We start from the raw sequence: 19,451 nt of genomic DNA, 5'->3' as shown, positions 1-19,451 counted from the left end.
AGCCAAGGTTTCCCTTCAGCCAGTTTAACCCAAATAATGTGATGCAATTTGATAAGTCAGGAATGACATGAAATATGCCAAACCAAACAGGTAGAAGGTCATAAAGCTGACCGTTTTCCATGAACCGGTTTCACGCTTCACAGTGGCTAAGGTCGCCAGACAATGTGGTGCATAAATAAACCAGACCAGTAGAGACAAGCCGGTCGCGATCGACCAGCCTAAATCACCGCCGCCACTAATCAGTGCCGCCAGACCCTCAGACATGGCATCTTCATCAACTGCAGACAAGGCATAAACCGTACCCAATGCTGCCACGACAACTTCACGCGCTGCCATCGCCGGAATCAGTGCAATACAGATCTGCCAGTTAAAGCCCAATGGTGCAAAAATAGGTTGCATCACATGACCGAGCATCCCGGCAAAGGAATAATCGATATCCGGTAAAGTTGCACCTTCTGGCGGCTGCGGGAACGTACACAGGAACCAAAGCAGGATAGATAACGCAAAGATGATGCCACCGACACGCTTCAAGAAGATTCTGCCGCGATCAAGCAAACCAATCCAGACGTTTTTAACATCCGGGAAACGGTAACTTGGCAGCTCCATCAACAGCATGTGCTGAGACTTGTCTTTATGGAAAAATTTCAAGATAAAGGAAACAATCAGTGCACTTAGAATACCGGCCATATACAGACCAAATAACACTAGACCTTGCAGGTTCATGAAGCCCCACACAGTTTGCTTAGGAATGAAGGCTGCAATCAGCAACGCATATACTGGCAGACGTGCAGAACAGGTCATCAGTGGTGCTACAAAAATTGTGGTCAGACGGTCACGTGGATCACTAATCGTTCTTGAAGCCATAATCCCCGGCACGGCACAGGCAAAGCTGGACAATAGAGGGATGAAAGCACGACCCGAAAGACCTGCCTTAAACATCAATTTATCCAGCAGGAAGGCGGCACGTGGTAAATACCCGGACTCTTCCAAAACCAGAATAAAGAAGAACAGAATCAGAATCTGCGGCAGGAAGACCACGACCCCACCCGCACCGGCAATAATCCCGTCAACCACTAAGCTGTTTAATAAAGGATGAGCGATCAGTCCACCCATGTACTCGCCCAGCCAGCCGAAGAAAGTTTCAATTCCGTCCATAAATGGTGCAGCCCAGGCAAAGACCGCCTGAAACACCACAAACATCATGATGGCTAGGCTAAGTAGGCCCAATACCGGATGCAGGAATATCTTGTCCAGGAAATCAGTACGTTTATCTTCCTGATCGGCATAATTCACCACATCTTTCAGAATACTGGCAATCTGATGATGGTGATCGCCATTCAAACCGCTGAGTTCAGTTTGCGGAGCAGAAAACTTGTTTTTATCCAGTGCATTTTTCAGGTTTTCAACGCCTGAAGTACGCACGGCAACAGTTTCAACCACAGGTACACCCAGACGTTCAGACAGTTTCTGGGTATTGATCTGCATCCCGCGACGGCGTGCTTCATCCATCATGTTCAGCACCACCAGCATTGGACGACCCAGCTGAATCATTTCCAGTACCAGTCCCAGATGCAGTTTTAGATTTGTTGCATCTACCACGCACAGGAAAGTATCTTGCTGGCCTTCTTCTGCAATTTTACCCTGAACCACATTACGGGTAATTTCTTCGTCCGGGCTGGTCGCATCCAGACTATAAGTTCCTGGCAGATCCAGTACACGTACCGGTTTGCCTGAAGGAAGTGTAAAATTCCCGACTTTACGCTCAACCGTAACCCCGGCATAGTTGCCGACTTTTTGACGGGATCCGGTTAAATGGTTGAATAAAGAGGTTTTACCGCAGTTTGGGTTACCGACAAGGGCAATACGTAAGGTATCACTCATGCCGCCGCTCCCTGTTCAATTTCAATCTTGGCCGCTTCCGATTTTCGTAAAGCAAAACGCGTAAACCCCACCTGAATAAGAATCGGATCCCCACCAAAAATACCTTTGGTAATGACTTGTACCTGAGTTCCTGGTACAAAACCTAAAGTTTCCAAGCGACTGGCCACAACATCGTGGGAAGCGCCTTTACCATCAGTAGTTCGATTAACTTTTCGAATGATGGCAGTTTGTTTTACTTTCAAATCAGACAAACGCACCGTGAAAATTCCTAAGACTTTTGTACAGTATACAAACAAATGAGAATAATTAACAAATAAGTATTAATTACATTTCTTCTTGGCTGTATAGCACATCGACATGTTCGTAAAATTAAACTAGAGTGGAGAATAGCAATCAGGCTTCTCGCTTTTAAAAATTATCTTCATTAAACATCATGCTGAATAAAAAACCTCGCATTCCTAGTCCAGTTCAGATTCCTGAAGCTTTCAGTTACTTACAGGGTTTTCGTGATTATCTGATTGCCCAGACAGTGAGTCCCCATACCCGGAATGCCTATTTGTCTGATCTGATTCAGTGTGCTGAATGTCTGGTCAAACCTTTACCGGAATGGGACCATGATGATATTTCCGATGTGCTGATTGAATTGACCAAACAGCAAAAAAGTCCACGTTCAATTGCACGATGTTTGTCCGCCTTACGTTCTTTTTATAAATTCCTGCGGGAACAAAAACTACGTAGTGACAATCCGGTCGCTGCTCATAAAACACCAAAACTGGGCCGTGCCCTGCCAAAAGACCTGTCTGAGTCTGATGTCGAAGCGTTGATTCATGCACCCGATATTAATACTGCCCTCGGTTTACGTGATCGTGCCATGTTTGAAGTACTTTATGCCTGTGGTTTACGGGTGACAGAACTGATTAATCTACGTCTCGATCTGATTAATTTAAAACAAGGCTATTTGCGTATTGTCGGTAAAGGCAATAAAGAACGTCTGGTGCCAATGGGACAGATGGCTTGTGAATGGGTAGAAAAATACCTGCAAGAGGCACGTCCGCAACTGTATAAAACAGCGAGTGATTATCTGTTCCTCACCCAGTATGGCGGCATCATGAGCCGGCAGAATTTCTGGTATGCCATTAAACGCTATGCACTCCAGGCCGGAATTCAGGCTGAACTGTCTCCGCATACTTTGCGTCATGCCTTTGCCACGCATTTACTCAATCATGGCGCCGACTTACGGGTAGTACAAATGTTGCTAGGTCATAGTGATTTATCCACCACACAGATCTATACCCATGTGGCACAAGTCAGAATGCAGCAACTGCATGCAACCCATCATCCACGGGCTTAGGAGCTGATTTGAATAGAATAAACTGAGAAGTTTGACGTAGCTCTATCTTTTTTTGCTATGCTAATGCTCTGTTTTTAGTCCAAGAAAAAAAGGGTTATTATGACATTTGCCCGCACCAAAATTTTTATCGCTTGTCTGCTTGCTACCGGTCTGGGACTGAGCGCATGTTCCAATTCCAATAATTCAGATAAAAAGCAAGATACGCTTACAGCAAGTGCGCCGGCGACGGGTGAAGCCTCTAACCTTAGCGAACGTAATGCACAGCAACGTCTGATTTCAACGCTCGAAGGTCATTTCAAAAAAGCGGGGATTAACGCAAAAATCACGGGTATTAAATCCACTGAAGTACCAAACATGTCTTGGGTCAGCCTGGAAGGTATGGCACCCGTCTATGTGACAAATGATGGCAAATATCTGATTCAGGGCGATGTCATTCGTCTTGGAGACAAAGAGCTGCATAATGTCAGCGAAACCCTGCAATCTGACGCGAACAAGAAAATCTTTGCAAACCTTAAAGCTGAAGACCTGTTGATTTATCCAGCCAAAGGTAAAACCAAACATGTAATCTATGTCTTTACCGATGTCAGCTGTCCGTATTGTCACAAATTCCATGAGCAGATGGATGAGATGAACAGCAAAGGTATCGAAGTACGTTATATTGCCTGGCCACGTGGCGAGCAGCATATGCCTGCCATGGAAGCCATCTGGTGTAATTCCGACCGTCGTGCAGCCTTCGACCAAGCCATTGCCGGTGGATCTATCACGCCGACTACTTGTAAAAATCCTGTGAAAGATCAATATCAAATGGGTCTTAATATTGGTGTGAATGGCACCCCGGGTGTATACAGTTCTGAAGGACTTTATCTCGGTGGCTATATGAGCACATCAGAATTATTGGATCGCCTTAAATAACTCATTTTAATTAGTTATTTAACTTTATTTTATAGATAAAGATATTCTGAAATGACCCTAGAGTCAGGCCGCTTTTTTAGCTATGATCTAGGCTCTCGTAAAAAACTGTTTATATTTGGAGTGTGACGTGAAACCAGTTCGTCTGGCAATCCTCGGTCTTGGTACTGTGGGTGGTGGTGCCCTTAAACTATTAAAAGAAAATGCTGCTGAGATTAAACGTCGCACCGGTCGTGAGATTCAAATTACCCATGTTGGTACGCGTCGTCCGCGTCCTGATCTGGATCTACCTGAATCAGTTAAACAAAGTGCAGATCTGCTCGACATCGTACGTCAACCTGATGTAGATGTGGTGGTTGAAGTGATGGGCGGTATTCACCCTGCTTATGAAGTGATTAAAGAAGCCATTCTGCATGGCAAACAGGTCGTGACTGCCAACAAGGCCTTATTGGCTGAACATGGGAATGAACTGTTCAAACTTGCCGATGACAACGCTGTGCAAATTGCTTACGAGGCAGCGGTGGCTGGTGGCATTCCAATTATTAAAGTGATGCGTGAAGGTCTGGCAGCCAACAAGATTGACTGGCTGGCTGGCATCATCAACGGTACAGGCAACTTCATTCTGACTGAAATGCGAGATAAAGGCCGTGCCTTTGCTGATGTACTGAAAGAAGCGCAGGAACTGGGTTATGCAGAAGCCGATCCAACCTTCGATGTAGAAGGAATCGATGCAGCACATAAACTGACATTACTGGCCTCTATTGCTTTTGGTATTCCATTGCAGTTTGATAAAGTCTTTACTGAAGGCATCAGCAAAATTACTGCACAAGACGTGAAATATGCTGAAGACTTGGGCTTCCGTATCAAACACCTCGGTATTGCGCGTCGTGCTGAAACCGGTATCGAACTCCGCGTGCATCCTACCCTGATTCCTGAAGAGCAATTGATCGCTAATGTCAATGGTGTGAAAAATGCAGTTCTAGTTCAAGCCAATGCGGTTGGTCCTACACTGTATTACGGTGCGGGTGCTGGCGCGGGCCCTACAGCTTCTGCAGTAGTTGCAGATGTCGTGGATATCGTACGTGATATTTCTTATACTGAAGACGGTGCTGGTACAATTCCACAACTGGCTTTTGAAAGCTTAAGTGACCTGCCAATCCTGCCACGTGAAGAAATGACGACTGGATACTACATCCGGATCAATGCTGAAGATCAAACCGGAGTACTGGCTGAAGTAACCTCTATTCTAAGCCGCGAAGGCATCAGTATTGATGCAATTCTGCAGCAGTCACGTCTGAAAGATCTTATTCCTATCGTGATCCTGACTGATCCTGTCAAGGAAGCAAAAATGGATGAAGCGTTAAAACAAATTCAAGCTCTTCCTGTCATTCATGGCGAAATTGTACGAATTCGTTTAGAATCGCTTGATAATTAATCGGGTCGAGGGGACACTCTCCCCTTGCCAAGCTCTACACACAATTGGAACATCATCATGTCGAATGCCAATCGTTATACTGGTTTAGTTGACCGCTATCGCGACCGTTTACCAGTGTCTGCAACTACTAAAGCTGTTTCTCTGGGTGAAGGTAACACGCCACTGATTAAGCTTGCGAATATTCCGCGCATTATTGGCAAAAATGTTGAAATTTATGTGAAGTACGAGGGCTTAAACCCGACTGGTTCATTTAAAGACCGTGGTATGACCATGGCGGTAACAAAAGCGGTTGAAGAAGGCTCTAAAGCCATTATCTGTGCATCTACAGGTAATACTTCAGCAGCTGCAGCAGCTTATGCAGCGCGTGCAGGTATCAAAGCGTTCGTTTTAATTCCAGAAGGCAAAATTGCCATGGGTAAAATGGCGCAAGCGATGATGTACGGTGCAATCACCATGCAAATCCGCGGTAACTTCGATGACGGTATGCGTCTGGTAAAAGAAATCGCTGACAAAGCACCTGTGACGATTGTTAACTCAATTAACCCATACCGTCTGCAAGGTCAAAAAACCATTGCTTACGAGATCGTGGATGAATTGGGCCGTGCACCAGACTACCACTGCCTGCCAGTAGGTAATGCAGGTAACATTACTGCGCACTGGATGGGTTATACCGAAGCAGTTGCGAATCAACCTGCTGATCAATTCGAGCAAGTGGTTTACGACGCTGCCACTGATGCCTTCACTGGTCCTAAACCTGAAGGTCTGCCAACAATGGTAGGTTACCAGGCTTCTGGTGCTGCACCTTTCCTTCGTGGTGCACCTGTTGAAAATCCTGAGACTGTTGCAACTGCAATCCGTATTGGTAATCCACAAAGCTGGAACCATGCGAAAGCGGTTGTTCGTGATTCTAAAGGTTGGTTCGATGAACTGACTGATGCCGAGATTCTGGAAGCGCAACGTCTTCTTTCTATGTATGAAGGCGTATTCGTAGAACCTGCATCTGCAGCTTCAATCGGTGGCGCAATCCGTGACATTAAAGCAGGTAAAATTGCTGAAGGTTCTGTGATCGTGTGTACTGTAACTGGTAACGGTCTGAAAGATCCGGATACTGCGATCAAACAATGTTCTGATGCTGTAATGCTGTCTATCGACGCAACTTTAGAACAGGTTCGTGAATCAATTCTTTCAAATATGTAAGATACAGAATCAAAAAAGCCCTGCAATTGCAGGGCTTTTTATATGCGCTTAAAAAAGATTAAACACGTTGTTTAGGCAAGCTAGACACCCAGGTCATGAGACGAGTCGCATCATTGGTACGTGCAGCAGTTGAATCCGCACCTAATACCACGACCACCACAGGACGGTTATTCAAGGTCGTGTGCATGACGACACAACGTCCTGCTTCATTGATATAACCGGTTTTAGACAGGTTGATATTCCAGCCACCATTACGCACCAGTGAATTGGTGTTGTTCGATTTCAATACACGATAGCCAAGGTTAAAATCATAGCTGGCAGTGGTAGAGAATTGACGGATCAGACCATACTGTGAAGCAGTATTCACCAGAATCCCCAAATCACGTGCAGAAGACACATTGCCAGGATGCAGGCCGGTAGATTCCATATAATGGGTTGAATTCATGCCCAGCTCTTTAGCTTTGGCATTCATCTTCGCAATGAAGGCTGCACGACCGCCTGGATAGGTACGCGCCAATGCAGCTGCAGCTGGGTTCTCAGATTTCATCAAAGCAAATAATAAAGCTTCAGCACGATTCATGCTGTCCCCGGCTCTTAAGGTAGAACTTGAGCTCTTACAGCCTGCACAGGAAAAATCAGCCTGTTGCAAAGTAATTTTTTCAGACATATTCAAACGCGCATCTGAAATCACTACTGCAGTCATCAACTTGGTAATCGACGCAATCGGATAAGCATTATTGGTATTTTTACTGAATAACACTTCACCCGTCTGTGAATCCATCACCAAAGCTGCACGCGCACTTACAGGAGGTTGATTACTAAAATGACTATTATCAATAATCTGCACAGGTTTTGCTGGTGCTGGTACACCGCCCTGACGAATCGTCGTCGTAACAGTTGCAGAACCTGGTGGTGAAGGTTCTGTAGCAGATACGCTCAAATTATCATTCATGAGCTGATTGACTTCATCAGAAGACCAGCTGATGCTGGATCCGCCCTCTGTTGTGCCAGAATTCATAATGATTTCAGCAAAACTTGTCGTGCTCATGCTGATTAACACGGACAGGCCGAGTAGATGCCTTAAAGACTTGTTTATTTTCTTCACTATTCCTTCACTCAACTAACAGAGGTAAGATTGATTTGCGTATTACCTCTAATATGCCTTACATTTAAACACAATGCCGAACATTTTTTGTTCTTGACACTATGTGATAAGTTTCAGATTTAATCTGCGAATAGGATTGCTAATTTTGTAGTTTCATTGCAAGCTTATTTTGCTTTATGTAACAAAAAAATGATTTTTTAATAGAGGGAGAGTCTAGGTGATCACAGTTTTAGTTGTCGACGACCATGAATTAGTTCGTACTGGAATTTGCAGAATGCTGAAAGACCATGCGGATGTTCAGGTGATTGGACAGGCTGAATCTGGTGAAGAAGCAATTACCCTCGTCCGTCAGCATCATCCCAATGTGGTTCTATTAGATGTCAACATGCCAGGTATCGGTGGTGTAGAAACCACACGCCGTTTACTACAGACTGCTCCTGAAACCAAAGTTCTTGCGGTGAGTGGCCTGGCTGAAGAGCCTTATCCTTCTCTTTTACTTAAGGCAGGAGCCAAAGGCTATATCACCAAGGGTGCACCTGTATCAGAGATGGTCCGTGCCATCAATAAAGTCATGCAGGGCGGTAAATATTTCAGTGCTGATATCGCAGAACAGCTGGCCAGCTCCTACCTGTCTGATACCCAGCAGTCTCCTTTCGACGCACTGTCTGAACGTGAAATGCAGGTAGCCATGATGGTAGTGAACTGTATCAGCGCGCAGGAAATTGCCGACAAGCTGTTTGTAAGTGTTAAAACAGTCAATACTTACCGTTACCGGATCTTCGAAAAACTGAATATTGATAGTGATGTTAAACTGACCCATCTTGCAATGCGCTATGGCCTGATTAAACCTTAATTTAACCCTCTGCTTAATGCGGTTTCTATGGCGCAAACATCCAGTTATTCTGAACTGAATCAATATCATCTGGGCCTATGGTATAGCGCCTACCGCCTGATTATCAGCACGGGTCTGTTGCTGATTTTCCTGCTGACTTATCCCGATATGACTGCGGATTATCAGTATCCTAAACTCTATCACTATGCCTTAATGATTGGCGTCGCCGTCAATACTGTGCAGCTGTTTACACTAAGATGGGTAAAGCGCCTGATTCAGCCACAGTTCATTCTGATTTTTGCCAGCGATGTCTTTTTTCTCAGTTTATTGACCTTGGCCAGTCAGGGCCCAAATGTCCATCTCGGACTGATTTTTGTTATTACCATTTTTTCAGCTTCATTATTACTGGATGCCAAGAAAGCCCTGATCATTACTCTGATTGCGGTGATTAGTATTATCTACCAGCATTTTATCGGCAGTATTTTTGCTTTTTCTTCCCTTACCAATATCGGAAACAGTGCCCTGCTGGCCTTTCTGTTTTTTGTCGTCTATGGCTCGGGACAAATTGCGGTACGGCGCTTTCAAATTCTGGAAAACCTGAATTTTTCTCAATCGCTAGAACTATATCGCTTACAGAATATTAACCGCTATATTCTAGAACAGATTGAAACTGGTTATCTGGTCTTAGATGAGAATTACCATGTGGTGCTCAGTAATCCGGCTGCCTGTCATCTGCTCGGCATTGAGCCAATGTATGCCCATGAAAGGTTTTCGTTATACCAATCTCAAAATGACTTATTTGAACTGATCCGTTTTGAAAATCTGGAAAATGGCGAGCGGTTTCAATTTGAATCCCAACAGAGTCGTTATAATATTCACGTGCAGGTACAAAAGCTGATTGTGCCGCACCAGACTCTGACTCTGCTCGTGCTGCAAGATGCCCGCAAACTTAATCAGCAGGTGCAACAGTTAAAGCTTGCTGCTTTAGGCCAGCTTTCCGCCAGTATTGCCCATGAAATTCGCAATCCTCTGGCTGCCATTGTACAGGCCAATGATCTTTATCTCGATTCTGAACCTGAACAGCAACAGGTCCTGCATCAGATGATCAGCCGACAGGCTACCCGTATTGACCGGATTATTCAGGACACCCTGAATATGGTGAAGAATAAAGAAACCCATCCGGTCGTAATTCAGCTGAATGAATTTATACCACTATTTATTCAGGAAGATTTAGCAGATGTGGCCGACCAGATTCAATTTAATATTGATGTACCACTGGCTATTCAGTTCGATGAAGCCCAGTTACGTCAGATTCTAATTAACCTGATTCGTAATGCTATCCGTCACAATTCTCCAGATTCATCTCATATTCAATTGAATATTCACCCATATGAACATAAGGTATGGATAGATGTTCGGGATTTTGGCTCTGGTGTTGCCACCCATGATCAGGAATTATTATTTAAACCTTTTTTCAGCACGTCTATCCATGGAACGGGACTCGGACTATATTTATCACACAGTTTTTGTGAAGCCAATCAGGCACAACTCAACTACATTTCACAAGAACAGGGCGCATGCTTTCGGATTAGTTGTCAACGTGTGACAGCATAAAAGGAATAAGGGGAAATATTGTGGAACAACAACCACTGGTTTTATTGGTGGATGATGAGGAAGATCTATGTACCCTCATGCAAATGTCATTGATGCGCATGGGAATCCGTACACATATTGCCCATCGTCTGGAAGATGCAAAAAAATTTCTGACAGATCATCAATATGATGCCTGTCTGACGGATCTAAATCTTCCTGATGGCAATGGTCTGCAATTACTGGACTGGATTAACCAGCATTCCCCTTACCTTCCGGTAGCTGTTCTAACGGCCTATGGTAATATGGATATTGCTATTGCTGCACTCAAGGCAGGTGCATTTGACTTTGTTAGCAAACCGATCAATCAAAAGCATCTGGAGCAACTGCTGCAAAAAGCACTAAATAAACCAGTAGACTATTATCAGAATAATTCCAATGATTCACTAGAACATAAGCTGCTGATTGGACAATCTCTGCCTATTCAGCAATTGCGTGTCACCTTGAAAAAAATTGCCCGTTCCCAGGCACCCGTGTTTATTACTGGCGAATCAGGTACCGGGAAAGAAGTTGTCGCCAATCTGGTTCATCGTCTCAGCAATCGCAATGAAGGACCTTTTATCGCAATTAACTGCGGTGCAATCCCGACTGAACTGATGGAAAGTGAACTGTTTGGCCATAAGAAAGGCAGCTTTACTGGCGCGACACAGGACAAGCAGGGACTAATTCAGTCTGCCCATGGAGGTAGTTTGTTCTTAGATGAGATTGCTGAATTACCGTTATCTATGCAGGTCAAACTGTTACGTGCTGTTCAGGAAAAACGCATTCGTCCAGTCGGTTCCGATACTGAAATTGATGTCGATTTCCGTGTCATCAGTGCCAGCCATCAGGATCTCGATGCGCTGGTACAACAAGGCAAATTCCGTCAGGACTTGTTCTTCCGTATTCATGTGATGGATCTGGTCTTACCACCCCTGCGTGAGCGCGGCCAGGATATTCTGCTCCTCGCTGAGCATTTTATTCAAAAGATCTGCCAAGAATGGGAAATTCCTGCGAAAAAGTTGACGGAACGGAGTAAAGAATTTTTACTCGAGCAATATTATCCGGGCAATGTACGCGAACTGCGCAACATTATTGAACGCGCAATTATTTTGAGTGATGAAGACAAGATTGATCTTCAGCATCTGCAAACTGCTCCACTACGTCATATGGCACCTGTCTTATCAGAAACTGCCAATCTGGCAGAGCCGACTTCATCTTCGGATCAGATCATTATTCCCAAGAAACTCCCCGAAGAAGGTCTGGAACTGTATTTAGAAAAGATTGAAAAAGAAATTCTGTTGAATGCTTTGAATCTGACCCATTGGAACCGTACATTGGCCGCGAAGAAACTGGGGATGTCATTTCGGTCTTTACGTTACCGTCTGAAAAAATTCGGACTGGATACCGAAGAAGAGGAATAATTATTTTTGCAGGAGCAGCAAGTCTGTGACGTGATCCAGATAGCTCTCCTCACGTGCATCCTGACCTAAGGGATAGGTGAAATGTGGCTGAATCCCCTGTCCTTCGATCATATTGCCACTCGGGCTAAAGTATTGAGATACTGTCATCTGCAAAGCAGAGCCATTACTTAAAGGGAATAGCTTTTGCACTACCCCTTTGCCATAGCTCTTTTCTCCTACCACCCAAGCACGATTATGTTCTTTCAGAGCAGCAGTAAATACTTCTGCAGCAGAAGCAGAACGGTTATTGATCAGAATCCCGACTTTTAGGTTCTGAAACTCAATTCCTGGTAGTGCCTGAAATTGCTGATTACCTTCAGAACGGCTCTTGGTCGAGACAATAATACCCTGATTCAGAAACAAATCTGCTGATTCAACAGCTGCAGATAATAAACCACCCGGATTATTACGCAGGTCAAACAGCACCGCTTTCAGGCGATTAGTTGAATAACTTTCAATAATCCGTTTGATTTCATTAGCGGTATCCTGCTGGAAGACTTTGACCTGTAGCACCAGAACCTGATTGCTGTGTAAGGTCGATTTAATCTCGGTATCCACTTTGGTATTGCGGACCAGTGTAATCGGTACACTTTGCGCAGAAAGCTGTAGCGTTAAAGTAGAGCCAATAGCACCAGTCAATAAATCTCGCACCTGCTCACGTTTCAGCGCACTCAAGACCTGATCATCAATCTTATAAACTGTTACACCATTACGAAGGCCTTGCTTGGCAGAGTCAGCATCTGGACTCAAGCCTTGTACCATCCATTGTTTTAGCTGTGGATTAAAATACAGATCAAAATCAATACTGGCCAGATCACCTTCGGTATATTCACGCAGCTGCTTATAGTCTTCAGGAGATAAATAGCGGGAATAGCGGTCCAAGCCGCTCACCAAACCTTGAATGGCTTGCTGGAAAAGCACATCGTCATTTTTGTCTTGAATATAATTATCTTTGACGATGCCATAAATCTGAACAAATTCCTGGATGGATGTAACAGGAATTTCATTATAGACCTGTTCATCTATTTCCAGTTCATCGAGTGCCATCTCGGTCGAAACAGCACTCCAGGCGGAATGACTCAAACACATCAGTAAGCAGGATAAGACTACAGACTTGCCATGTGTTTTTATCATTCTTATACCCGTTTTATAAAAGTTTAAGCGTGCAGCTCAATAAGATTGCGACCCTGCATTTCAGCTGGTACCGGAATTTGCATCAAGTTCAGCAGGGTTGGTGCGACATCAGCCAATACACCACCTTCTGCGATTGTTGCAGAACTTGGACCCACATAGATAAATGGAACCAGTTCAGTGGTATGCTGGGTATGCACCTGACCACTCTGATAATCCTGCATTTGCTCCACATTACCATGGTCGGCAGTAATAATCATATGACCTTTTTTCGCCATCACAGCTTCATAAACACGGCCTAAGCAAGTATCCACGGCTTCAACGGCTTTCACTGCTGCATCAAATACACCTGTATGACCGACCATATCACCGTTGGCATAGTTCACAACCAGTAGGTCAAACTCGCCTGAATTGATCGCTGCCACCAGTTCATCAGTGACTTCATAGGCACTCATTTCCGGTTTCAGGTCATAAGTCGCAACATTTGGCGATGGGATCAGGATACGTTTTTCACCTGGATACTCATCTTCACGGCCACCGCTAAAGAAGAAGGTTACATGCGCATATTTCTCGGTTTCTGCAATACGTAGCTGAGTTTTACCCAAGTTCGACAGATACTCACCTAAAGAATTTACCAGCGCTTCTGGCATATAGGCTATTGGCGCATCAATGGTCGCCTGATAACGGGTCAACATTACAAATTTCGCCAGATTCGGTACAACCTTACGTTCAAAACCAGCAAAATCTTTTTCAACAAAGGCACGAGTCAATTCACGGGCACGGTCAGCACGGAAGTTCATGAATACGACGCTGTCGCCATCCTGAATCTTCACAGTGTCGCCAATGCGAGTCGCTTTTACAAATTCATCTGATTCCTCTGCAGCATAAGCCTGTTCCAGACCTTCAACTGCACTAGCTGCAGTACGCACTGCTTCACCTTCAGTCAGCAGACGGTACGCTTGCTCTACACGATCCCAACGGTTGTCACGGTCCATGGCAAAATAACGACCGATCATGCTGACAATACGACCCTGACCCGGATATTGAGCAAATAATACATCCAGTTTTTCTAAAGAGGGTTGAGCACTTTTTGGTGGAGTATCACGGCCATCGAGGAACGCATGCAGATAAACCTGAGCACCACGTTTTAATGCCAGTTCAGCCATGGCCACAATATGGTCTTCGTGTGAGTGCACACCGCCTTCAGACAGCAGACCCATAATGTGGACTGCGCCATTTGCTGCTTTGGCTTTCTCAACCGCATCTACCAGCACTTCATGTTCGAAGAAAGCCCCAGTACGGATATCTTTAGTAATACGGGTAAAGTCCTGATAGAGCACACGGCCAGCACCAAGATTCATATGACCGACTTCAGAGTTCCCCATCTGACCATCAGGCAGGCCGACATCTTCACCTGAACCTGAGATCAAACCATGCGGATGCTTTTCCTGCATAGCAGTTAAATTTGGTCGTTTAGCCGCTAAAAACGCATTGTCTTCGACCGCTTCGCGATGACCCACACCATCCATTATCACCAAAACGTGAGGGATTTTGCCAGCAGTTGCATCCGTCATAATGAAATACTCTTTTCGTCTACGAATTAATCGCTCTAGTTTACCGAATTTTGCAAAAAGAGGCCATGACCAGACGATGGTTTAAGCCTCTTGTTGCGATTGATTTCTTCTATTTTCCTGTAGCTTAGCGGGCCCGATGGAGTAAGTAGCCGCCAATAGCAAACATCAGCAAAATAGGAATAAATACGAACCATGCCGGTGACGGCGCATAGACCAGACTGGCATAGCCAAGAAAATCCTGCAGGTAGAAGAAGCCTAAACCTGCGAATAATGCAATCACCAAACGGAAACCCATGGATTGCTGACGCAATGGTCCGAAAATAAATGAACAGGCAATCACTACCAGCGCAATCAGGGCAAATGGCGAACCGACTTTCTGCCAGAAGGCCAGCTGATAGGTTTTAGGTACCTGACTATATTCATGCATATAGCTCATAAAGCTCACCAGCTGGCTTGGCGATAAATCTTCCGGATCAATCGTGACCATATGCACATATTTTGGCTGCAAGGCCAAAGCCAGTGGCTGCTCATCATGCTGTACCAGTGTCGCATTGCCGTTTTGTAAAATATCAAACTGTTCTGTGCTATCTAGTTTCCAGGCCCCATCTTTGACAAACTCACCCTGTTTGGCATCCAGAGTACCCCGCAGACGATAATTGTCATCAAAGTCCAGCATCTGCACATTTTTCAGCTGGCCTTTGGCATTTGCATAATCAATATAGATAAAGCGATTACCCTCACGCGTCCAGTAACCTTTCACTTCACCAATTTTGACCGGCTTGTTATAGCTTTTGACAGCTTTGGCCTGTTCATTGGTATAGGGAATCACCCACTCGCTCAGGGCAAACGACAATACGACTAATAGCAATGCTGAACGGATGACCCAGCCGACAATACGCCACAGGCTAACGCCGACTGAACGCATTACGATCAGCTCACTATTGGAAGCTAATGTACCCAAACCGAGTACCGCACCAATCAGTGCCGAAATTGGCAGGATTTCATACAAATAATTGGGTGCGCCCCAGAGTACATATTTCAAGGCATCCCAGGCACCATAGCCTTCTTTCAGGGAACCCAATTCACCTAAATACGTAAATAAGACCTGCAGACCTGAAAGAACAGCTGTTGCCCCAAGCATCGCCAGCGCAGTGGTTCCGGTCACATGTTTGGCAACTATACGACGTGCTAACATTGTTAAGACCTCACTCGCTGAATCCGTTTTTTAATTTTTGGCGCCAAATTCTGTTTACGTGAGAACAATGCACCGGCTATAGCATAAATGATCAGGACTAATGGATAAGCCCAAATGCCCATTTCCGCCTTACTGACCCGGGTTTTGATCGCCATCAGGGCGACGATCAGGCTGGCAAAGATCATCAGTGCCGGGAATAATTTGAGGTAGCGACCTTGACGTGGGCTCACTTCAGACAGGGCTACAGACAAAATCAGGGCAATCACAATGGCAAATGGCACAAAGACACGCCAGCCAAGCTCACTGGCTACGACAGGATCCTGACGATTTTTCCAAAGCTGTCCGGTCGGCAAGGCTTCAACTTCATCACTGGCCAGTGATGCTTCTTTATCACTTTCGATCCGTAAACGATAGCTTTCAAATTCAGCCTGGGTATATTGCGGCGTGCCTGGATAAATTTCATAGCGGCGACCATTGACTAGGTCGACCACATTAGCTGCATCATTCGGCATTTCAATCCGGGTCGCTTCCTGCGCCAGAATCATCACATCTGGCTTGCCTTCTTTTTCCGCACGCTGATAGAAAAAGATATCTTTCAGGTTTTTGCGATCTTCGGATAGATCTCCGGCATAAATGGTATAAGGTCCGGAAGAGATAAATTCTTTGGGCCGAACCAGATCAAAGCCGGTTCGTACTGCCTGCTCACTGGTCAAGGCTTCGAACTGTCGAATCCCCCACGGTGAAGCCCACAACATGAGAAAGCCTTGTGCAAGGAGATAGACCAAAGTCATCGGAATCAAAAGACGTGCCAGCTGATGCCGGCTAATTCCGCTACCATTTAAGACCGCCATCTCATGATCAACATAGAGACGACCAAAGACCAGCATTAAACCAATAAAGAACCCAAGTGGAAGAATCAAGGTCAGGAATTCAGGCAAACGATAACCAATGATGCTGAACAGGATTCCAGCATCCAGACGCCCCTGTGCGGCCACACCAAAATACTTGATCAAACGACCGCCCATCATGATAAGGGTCAGTAAGGCAATCACCACCAAGGAGGTCGATACCACTTGCTTGACCAGATAACGCCGAATAATCAAATTAGTTCTTCCAAAATGAGCTCCATAAAACGAGTGCTAGTTTACCCGAATAGCAAAAATATAAAACCTAGGTGGCTCTGCCCATTGAAAATCTATTCGGATAAATGTTTCAATGCTTGAATGATTTGCAAATCTAAACAGGCGTGAAAACAAGATATGAACCTTACAATTAATACGTCATTCCCAGAGAATGGATCAAGTCAATCTTTGTTGATTTTAGTCAACTCAGAGCAAATTCAGAGCGCTGCATCAACATACCAAATCAACAACCTAGACACATTAATTGAAGCCTCCCAATTCAAGGCCGGTCTAGCAGAAAGTTTAAGCCTAATTGGACAGGTCAGCCAGTCTCAGCATGCGGCCCTGATCGGCCTCGGCAAGACTGCCGAATTACAAGCGGGAAAACTGGCGAAAATTGCCCAGGCCATTATTAAAGCCTCTCAAAAAAAATTCAAACAGATTTCTGTTGATCTGACACAACTTCCACAAGAATTGCACTATCTGTTTGCATTGGCTTTAACTCAGGCCAGCTACGGCTATGACGAATACAAGTCGAAAAAGAACGAATTTATTCTGCAGCAGATTGATTTCATCGCTGCCGAAACTCCGCTAACAACTGAACAGTTGCAATTGATTCAGGCCGTACAGACTGGTCAGAATCTGGCGCGTGATCTGGGTAACCGTCCTGGCAATATCTGTTTCCCGGAATATCTGGCAGAACAGGCCCAAGCGCTGGCGGCTCAATATCCGGACCTGCTTAAAGTAACTGTACTCAATGAACAGCAAATGGCTGACCTTGGCATGGGGGCCTTCCTTGCAGTCAGCAAAGGTTCAGATCGTCCAGGCCGTATTATTACGATTGAATATCTGGCGCATCGTGAAGAAGCACCAGTGGTATTACTGGGTAAAGGCATTACTTTTGATACCGGTGGTATTTCATTAAAACCAGGCGCTGGCATGGACGAAATGAAATACGATATGTGCGGTGCAGCTTCAGTTCTGGGCACGCTTCGTGCACTATGTGAATCTCGTTTACCAATTCACGTTGTAGGTGCGATTGCTGCAGCGGAAAATATGCCGTCTGGCAAAGCAACACGTCCAGGTGACATCGTCACCACCATGAGTGGCCAAACCGTTGAAATTTTAAATACTGATGCTGAAGGCCGTCTGGTACTCTGCGATGCATTAACTTATGTGAAACGCTTTAATCCTGCTCTGGTGATTGATATTGCAACTCTAACCGGTGCTTGTGTAGTGGCGTTAGGTTCAGTCTTGACTGGTATGTTTACGCCAGACAATGAGCTGGCTGCAGAACTTGAAACCGCTGGCCAAAACGCATTTGACCGTGTATGGCGCATGCCGGTACTGGACGACTATCAGGAACAACTGGATTCCCCATTTGCTGATATTGCCAATATTGGTGGCCCTAAAGCTGGTTCTGTAACAGCTGCATGCTTCCTGCAACGTTTTACACGTGACTATCGCTGGGCTCACTTGGATATTGCAGGTACTGCATGGAATTCAGGTCCAAATAAAGGCGCAACTGGCCGTCCAGTACCTTTATTAATGCAATTCCTGGCTAATCGCGTTCAAAAGCATGGCTAAGGTCAGCTTTTATTTATTTGAAAAAAGTCCTGAACGACAAGTGGACAGCACTTGTCGTTTATGCCGTAAAATTTTGCGTCAGCCAGAGCGCATCTGGCTGCTGTGTGCTGATCCTGCCTTACAGCAGGAACTGGATGAAAAGCTATGGAACTTTGATCCTGCCAGCTTTATTCCGCATGGAATCGATCAGCCAGATGCAACCGTTTGTATCTCGGCTCAATTACCAGAGCAGTCGGGCTGGATTATTTTTAATTTTAATCCGGAAGCACTTGAACCTGATGCGAAATTTAGTCACATTATTGAGATTATTGAAAACAATGAACCGGCCAAACAGCTGGGACGTGAAAAATATAAACAATATCGTCGCTTTGGCATTCAGCCAAATACCTTTAAGCTCTAAGTAATCACGTGAACAAGGAGATGCAAGTGGCATTAAATGTAGGTCCAGATTTTAAACAGCGCTGGTTAAACACACCTGAGGCTGTACGTCAGACCTTTATCGATGACCTCTCGCGCATCTGTGAAGTACTTAAGCCTGAAACCGTTGTAGAAGAATGGCTGGTCCGCGACCAGCAGTTACAGAAAGAGTCTGAGCGTAAAATTGAAGCAGCGTATGCACAGCGCAAGGCCGAACTGATTGAAGAAGCACGCATTCGCAGACAACGGGCACTCGAAAAAGCCTTAGCCGAAAAACGTGCTGAAGAACAGGCTTATGCCGAACAGCTACGCCGTGATGAAGAGCGAAAATTTGCCGAGCAAACCCAGAAGCTTGCTGAAATGCGTCATATACTGGATACTGAAGTTCAGGATTATGCCGCACGCTATCAGAAAAATCCGGATCAGGTTCTCGACTTTGCCAAAGGTCGCTTAAATATCGATGATACCCAGATTTTGTCTGAGCTGGAAAGCTTACGGTTACGTCTGGAACTCGAAGCAGAAACTGTGATTGAACAAACCATCAATGCACTGCGTGAGAAATTACGCGCTGCAGCCAAAGAAGAAATTGACTATATTCTGAAAAATTCTGATCTGGCTGAGTAA

General features: G+C 45.1%; 17 protein-coding genes. 10 read left to right on the top strand and 7 right to left on the bottom strand.

The window, feature by feature from the left end; all coding sequences use genetic code 11:
* Nucleotides 1-24 precede the first annotated feature (24 nt).
* Complete coding sequence (feoB, locus tag B3J29_RS06875; RefSeq protein WP_175966306.1) at nt 25-1,881, bottom strand: ferrous iron transporter B; 1,857 nt, start codon at nt 1,879-1,881, stop codon at nt 25-27.
* On the bottom strand, nt 1,878-2,138 hold the full coding sequence (locus B3J29_RS06870) for a FeoA family protein (protein WP_034169774.1): 261 nt from the start codon (nt 2,136-2,138) through the stop codon (nt 1,878-1,880). Before B3J29_RS06870 ends, feoB begins: the two co-directional genes overlap by 4 nt.
* Nucleotides 2,139-2,314: 176 nt before the next feature.
* Here B3J29_RS06870 and xerD point away from each other — a divergent pair, with 176 nt between their 5' ends.
* From xerD to thrC, 4 genes are all read left to right on the top strand, one after another.
* Nucleotides 2,315-3,232, top strand: coding sequence for a site-specific tyrosine recombinase XerD (gene xerD, locus B3J29_RS06865; protein ID WP_175966308.1), 918 nt, complete (start codon nt 2,315-2,317; stop codon nt 3,230-3,232).
* A gap of 99 nt (nt 3,233-3,331) precedes the next feature.
* The gene (locus B3J29_RS06860) at nt 3,332-4,144 is read left to right on the top strand and encodes a DsbC family protein (protein ID WP_175966310.1); all 813 of its coding nucleotides are present in this window, start codon (nt 3,332-3,334) and stop codon (nt 4,142-4,144) included.
* A gap of 127 nt (nt 4,145-4,271) precedes the next feature.
* A complete protein-coding gene (locus B3J29_RS06855) occupies nt 4,272-5,576 on the top strand; it encodes a homoserine dehydrogenase (RefSeq protein ID WP_005233480.1) in 1,305 nt (434 codons plus the stop codon).
* 57 nt (nt 5,577-5,633) lie between these two features.
* Nucleotides 5,634-6,773, top strand: coding sequence for a threonine synthase (thrC, locus tag B3J29_RS06850; RefSeq protein WP_034703411.1), 1,140 nt, complete (start codon nt 5,634-5,636; stop codon nt 6,771-6,773).
* 58 nt (nt 6,774-6,831) lie between these two features.
* On the opposite strand, the gene B3J29_RS06845 is transcribed toward thrC, so the two are convergent.
* Nucleotides 6,832-7,878 carry a serine hydrolase gene (locus tag B3J29_RS06845; protein ID WP_175966312.1) on the bottom strand — a complete coding sequence of 349 codons (1,047 nt, stop codon included), beginning with the start codon at nt 7,876-7,878 and terminating at the stop codon, nt 6,832-6,834.
* Between the two features lie 217 nt (nt 7,879-8,095).
* Here B3J29_RS06845 and gacA point away from each other — a divergent pair, with 217 nt between their 5' ends.
* From gacA to B3J29_RS06830, 3 genes are read left to right on the top strand one after another with little or no spacing between them, the layout of a single operon-like run.
* Nucleotides 8,096-8,731 (top strand): response regulator transcription factor GacA, encoded by a 636-nt coding sequence (gene gacA, locus B3J29_RS06840; protein WP_175966314.1) that lies wholly within the window; start codon nt 8,096-8,098, stop codon nt 8,729-8,731.
* 27 nt (nt 8,732-8,758) lie between these two features.
* The gene (locus tag B3J29_RS06835; RefSeq protein ID WP_175966316.1) at nt 8,759-10,324 is read left to right on the top strand and encodes a sensor histidine kinase; all 1,566 of its coding nucleotides are present in this window, start codon (nt 8,759-8,761) and stop codon (nt 10,322-10,324) included.
* 17 nt (nt 10,325-10,341) lie between these two features.
* On the top strand, nt 10,342-11,763 hold the full coding sequence (locus B3J29_RS06830; protein WP_414632198.1) for a sigma-54-dependent transcriptional regulator: 1,422 nt from the start codon (nt 10,342-10,344) through the stop codon (nt 11,761-11,763).
* Here B3J29_RS06830 and B3J29_RS06825 read toward each other — a convergent pair whose 3' ends face one another.
* The 4 genes from B3J29_RS06825 to lptF form a co-directional block, all read right to left on the bottom strand.
* Nucleotides 11,764-12,936: a S41 family peptidase gene (locus B3J29_RS06825; RefSeq protein WP_175966318.1), complete on the bottom strand. Its 1,173-nt coding sequence runs from the start codon at nt 12,934-12,936 to the stop codon at nt 11,764-11,766.
* A 23-nt stretch (nt 12,937-12,959) separates the two neighbouring features.
* On the bottom strand, nt 12,960-14,507 hold the full coding sequence (gpmI, locus tag B3J29_RS06820; RefSeq protein WP_175966319.1) for a 2,3-bisphosphoglycerate-independent phosphoglycerate mutase: 1,548 nt from the start codon (nt 14,505-14,507) through the stop codon (nt 12,960-12,962).
* A 124-nt stretch (nt 14,508-14,631) separates the two neighbouring features.
* A complete protein-coding gene (gene lptG / locus B3J29_RS06815; RefSeq protein ID WP_005233468.1) occupies nt 14,632-15,702 on the bottom strand; it encodes an LPS export ABC transporter permease LptG in 1,071 nt (356 codons plus the stop codon).
* 2 nt (nt 15,703-15,704) lie between these two features.
* Nucleotides 15,705-16,805, bottom strand: coding sequence for an LPS export ABC transporter permease LptF (gene lptF, locus B3J29_RS06810; protein ID WP_034169783.1), 1,101 nt, complete (start codon nt 16,803-16,805; stop codon nt 15,705-15,707).
* A 156-nt stretch (nt 16,806-16,961) separates the two neighbouring features.
* On the opposite strand from lptF, the gene B3J29_RS06805 reads away from it, so the two are divergent.
* Genes B3J29_RS06805 through blhA form a run of 3 tightly spaced genes read left to right on the top strand, consistent with a single transcriptional unit; the run spans nt 16,962 to nt 19,451 of the window.
* Nucleotides 16,962-18,410, top strand: coding sequence for a leucyl aminopeptidase (locus B3J29_RS06805; RefSeq protein WP_125279627.1), 1,449 nt, complete (start codon nt 16,962-16,964; stop codon nt 18,408-18,410).
* Nucleotides 18,403-18,810 carry a DNA polymerase III subunit chi gene (locus B3J29_RS06800; RefSeq protein ID WP_004787296.1) on the top strand — a complete coding sequence of 136 codons (408 nt, stop codon included), beginning with the start codon at nt 18,403-18,405 and terminating at the stop codon, nt 18,808-18,810. The genes B3J29_RS06805 and B3J29_RS06800 overlap by 8 nt, the downstream gene beginning before the upstream one ends.
* Nucleotides 18,811-18,836: 26 nt before the next feature.
* Nucleotides 18,837-19,451, top strand: a complete 615-nt coding sequence (gene blhA, locus B3J29_RS06795; RefSeq protein ID WP_125279626.1) for a cell division protein BlhA — start codon at nt 18,837-18,839, stop codon at nt 19,449-19,451.

Source organism: Acinetobacter sp. UBA5984 (assembly GCF_002429925.1).
Taxonomy (GTDB): domain Bacteria; phylum Pseudomonadota; class Gammaproteobacteria; order Pseudomonadales; family Moraxellaceae; genus Acinetobacter; species Acinetobacter variabilis.
The sequence above is the reverse complement of the archived record's forward strand: the minus strand, read 5'-3'. Positions and strand labels throughout refer to the sequence as shown.

What these genes read in the sequence shown, in the direction of transcription:
- feoB (WP_175966306.1), bottom strand. Translation starts at nt 1,881, where the DNA reads ATGAGTGATACCTTACGTATTGCCCTTGTCGGTAACCCAAACTGCGGT.
- xerD (WP_175966308.1), top strand. Translation starts at nt 2,315, where the DNA reads ATGCTGAATAAAAAACCTCGCATTCCTAGTCCAGTTCAGATTCCTGAA.
- B3J29_RS06860 (WP_175966310.1), top strand. Translation starts at nt 3,332, where the DNA reads ATGACATTTGCCCGCACCAAAATTTTTATCGCTTGTCTGCTTGCTACC.
- thrC (WP_034703411.1), top strand. Translation starts at nt 5,634, where the DNA reads ATGTCGAATGCCAATCGTTATACTGGTTTAGTTGACCGCTATCGCGAC.
- B3J29_RS06835 (WP_175966316.1), top strand. Translation starts at nt 8,759, where the DNA reads ATGGCGCAAACATCCAGTTATTCTGAACTGAATCAATATCATCTGGGC.
- B3J29_RS06825 (WP_175966318.1), bottom strand. Translation starts at nt 12,936, where the DNA reads ATGATAAAAACACATGGCAAGTCTGTAGTCTTATCCTGCTTACTGATG.
- gpmI (WP_175966319.1), bottom strand. Translation starts at nt 14,507, where the DNA reads ATGACGGATGCAACTGCTGGCAAAATCCCTCACGTTTTGGTGATAATG.
- lptG (WP_005233468.1), bottom strand. Translation starts at nt 15,702, where the DNA reads ATGTTAGCACGTCGTATAGTTGCCAAACATGTGACCGGAACCACTGCG.
- B3J29_RS06805 (WP_125279627.1), top strand. Translation starts at nt 16,962, where the DNA reads ATGAACCTTACAATTAATACGTCATTCCCAGAGAATGGATCAAGTCAA.
- B3J29_RS06800 (WP_004787296.1), top strand. Translation starts at nt 18,403, where the DNA reads ATGGCTAAGGTCAGCTTTTATTTATTTGAAAAAAGTCCTGAACGACAA.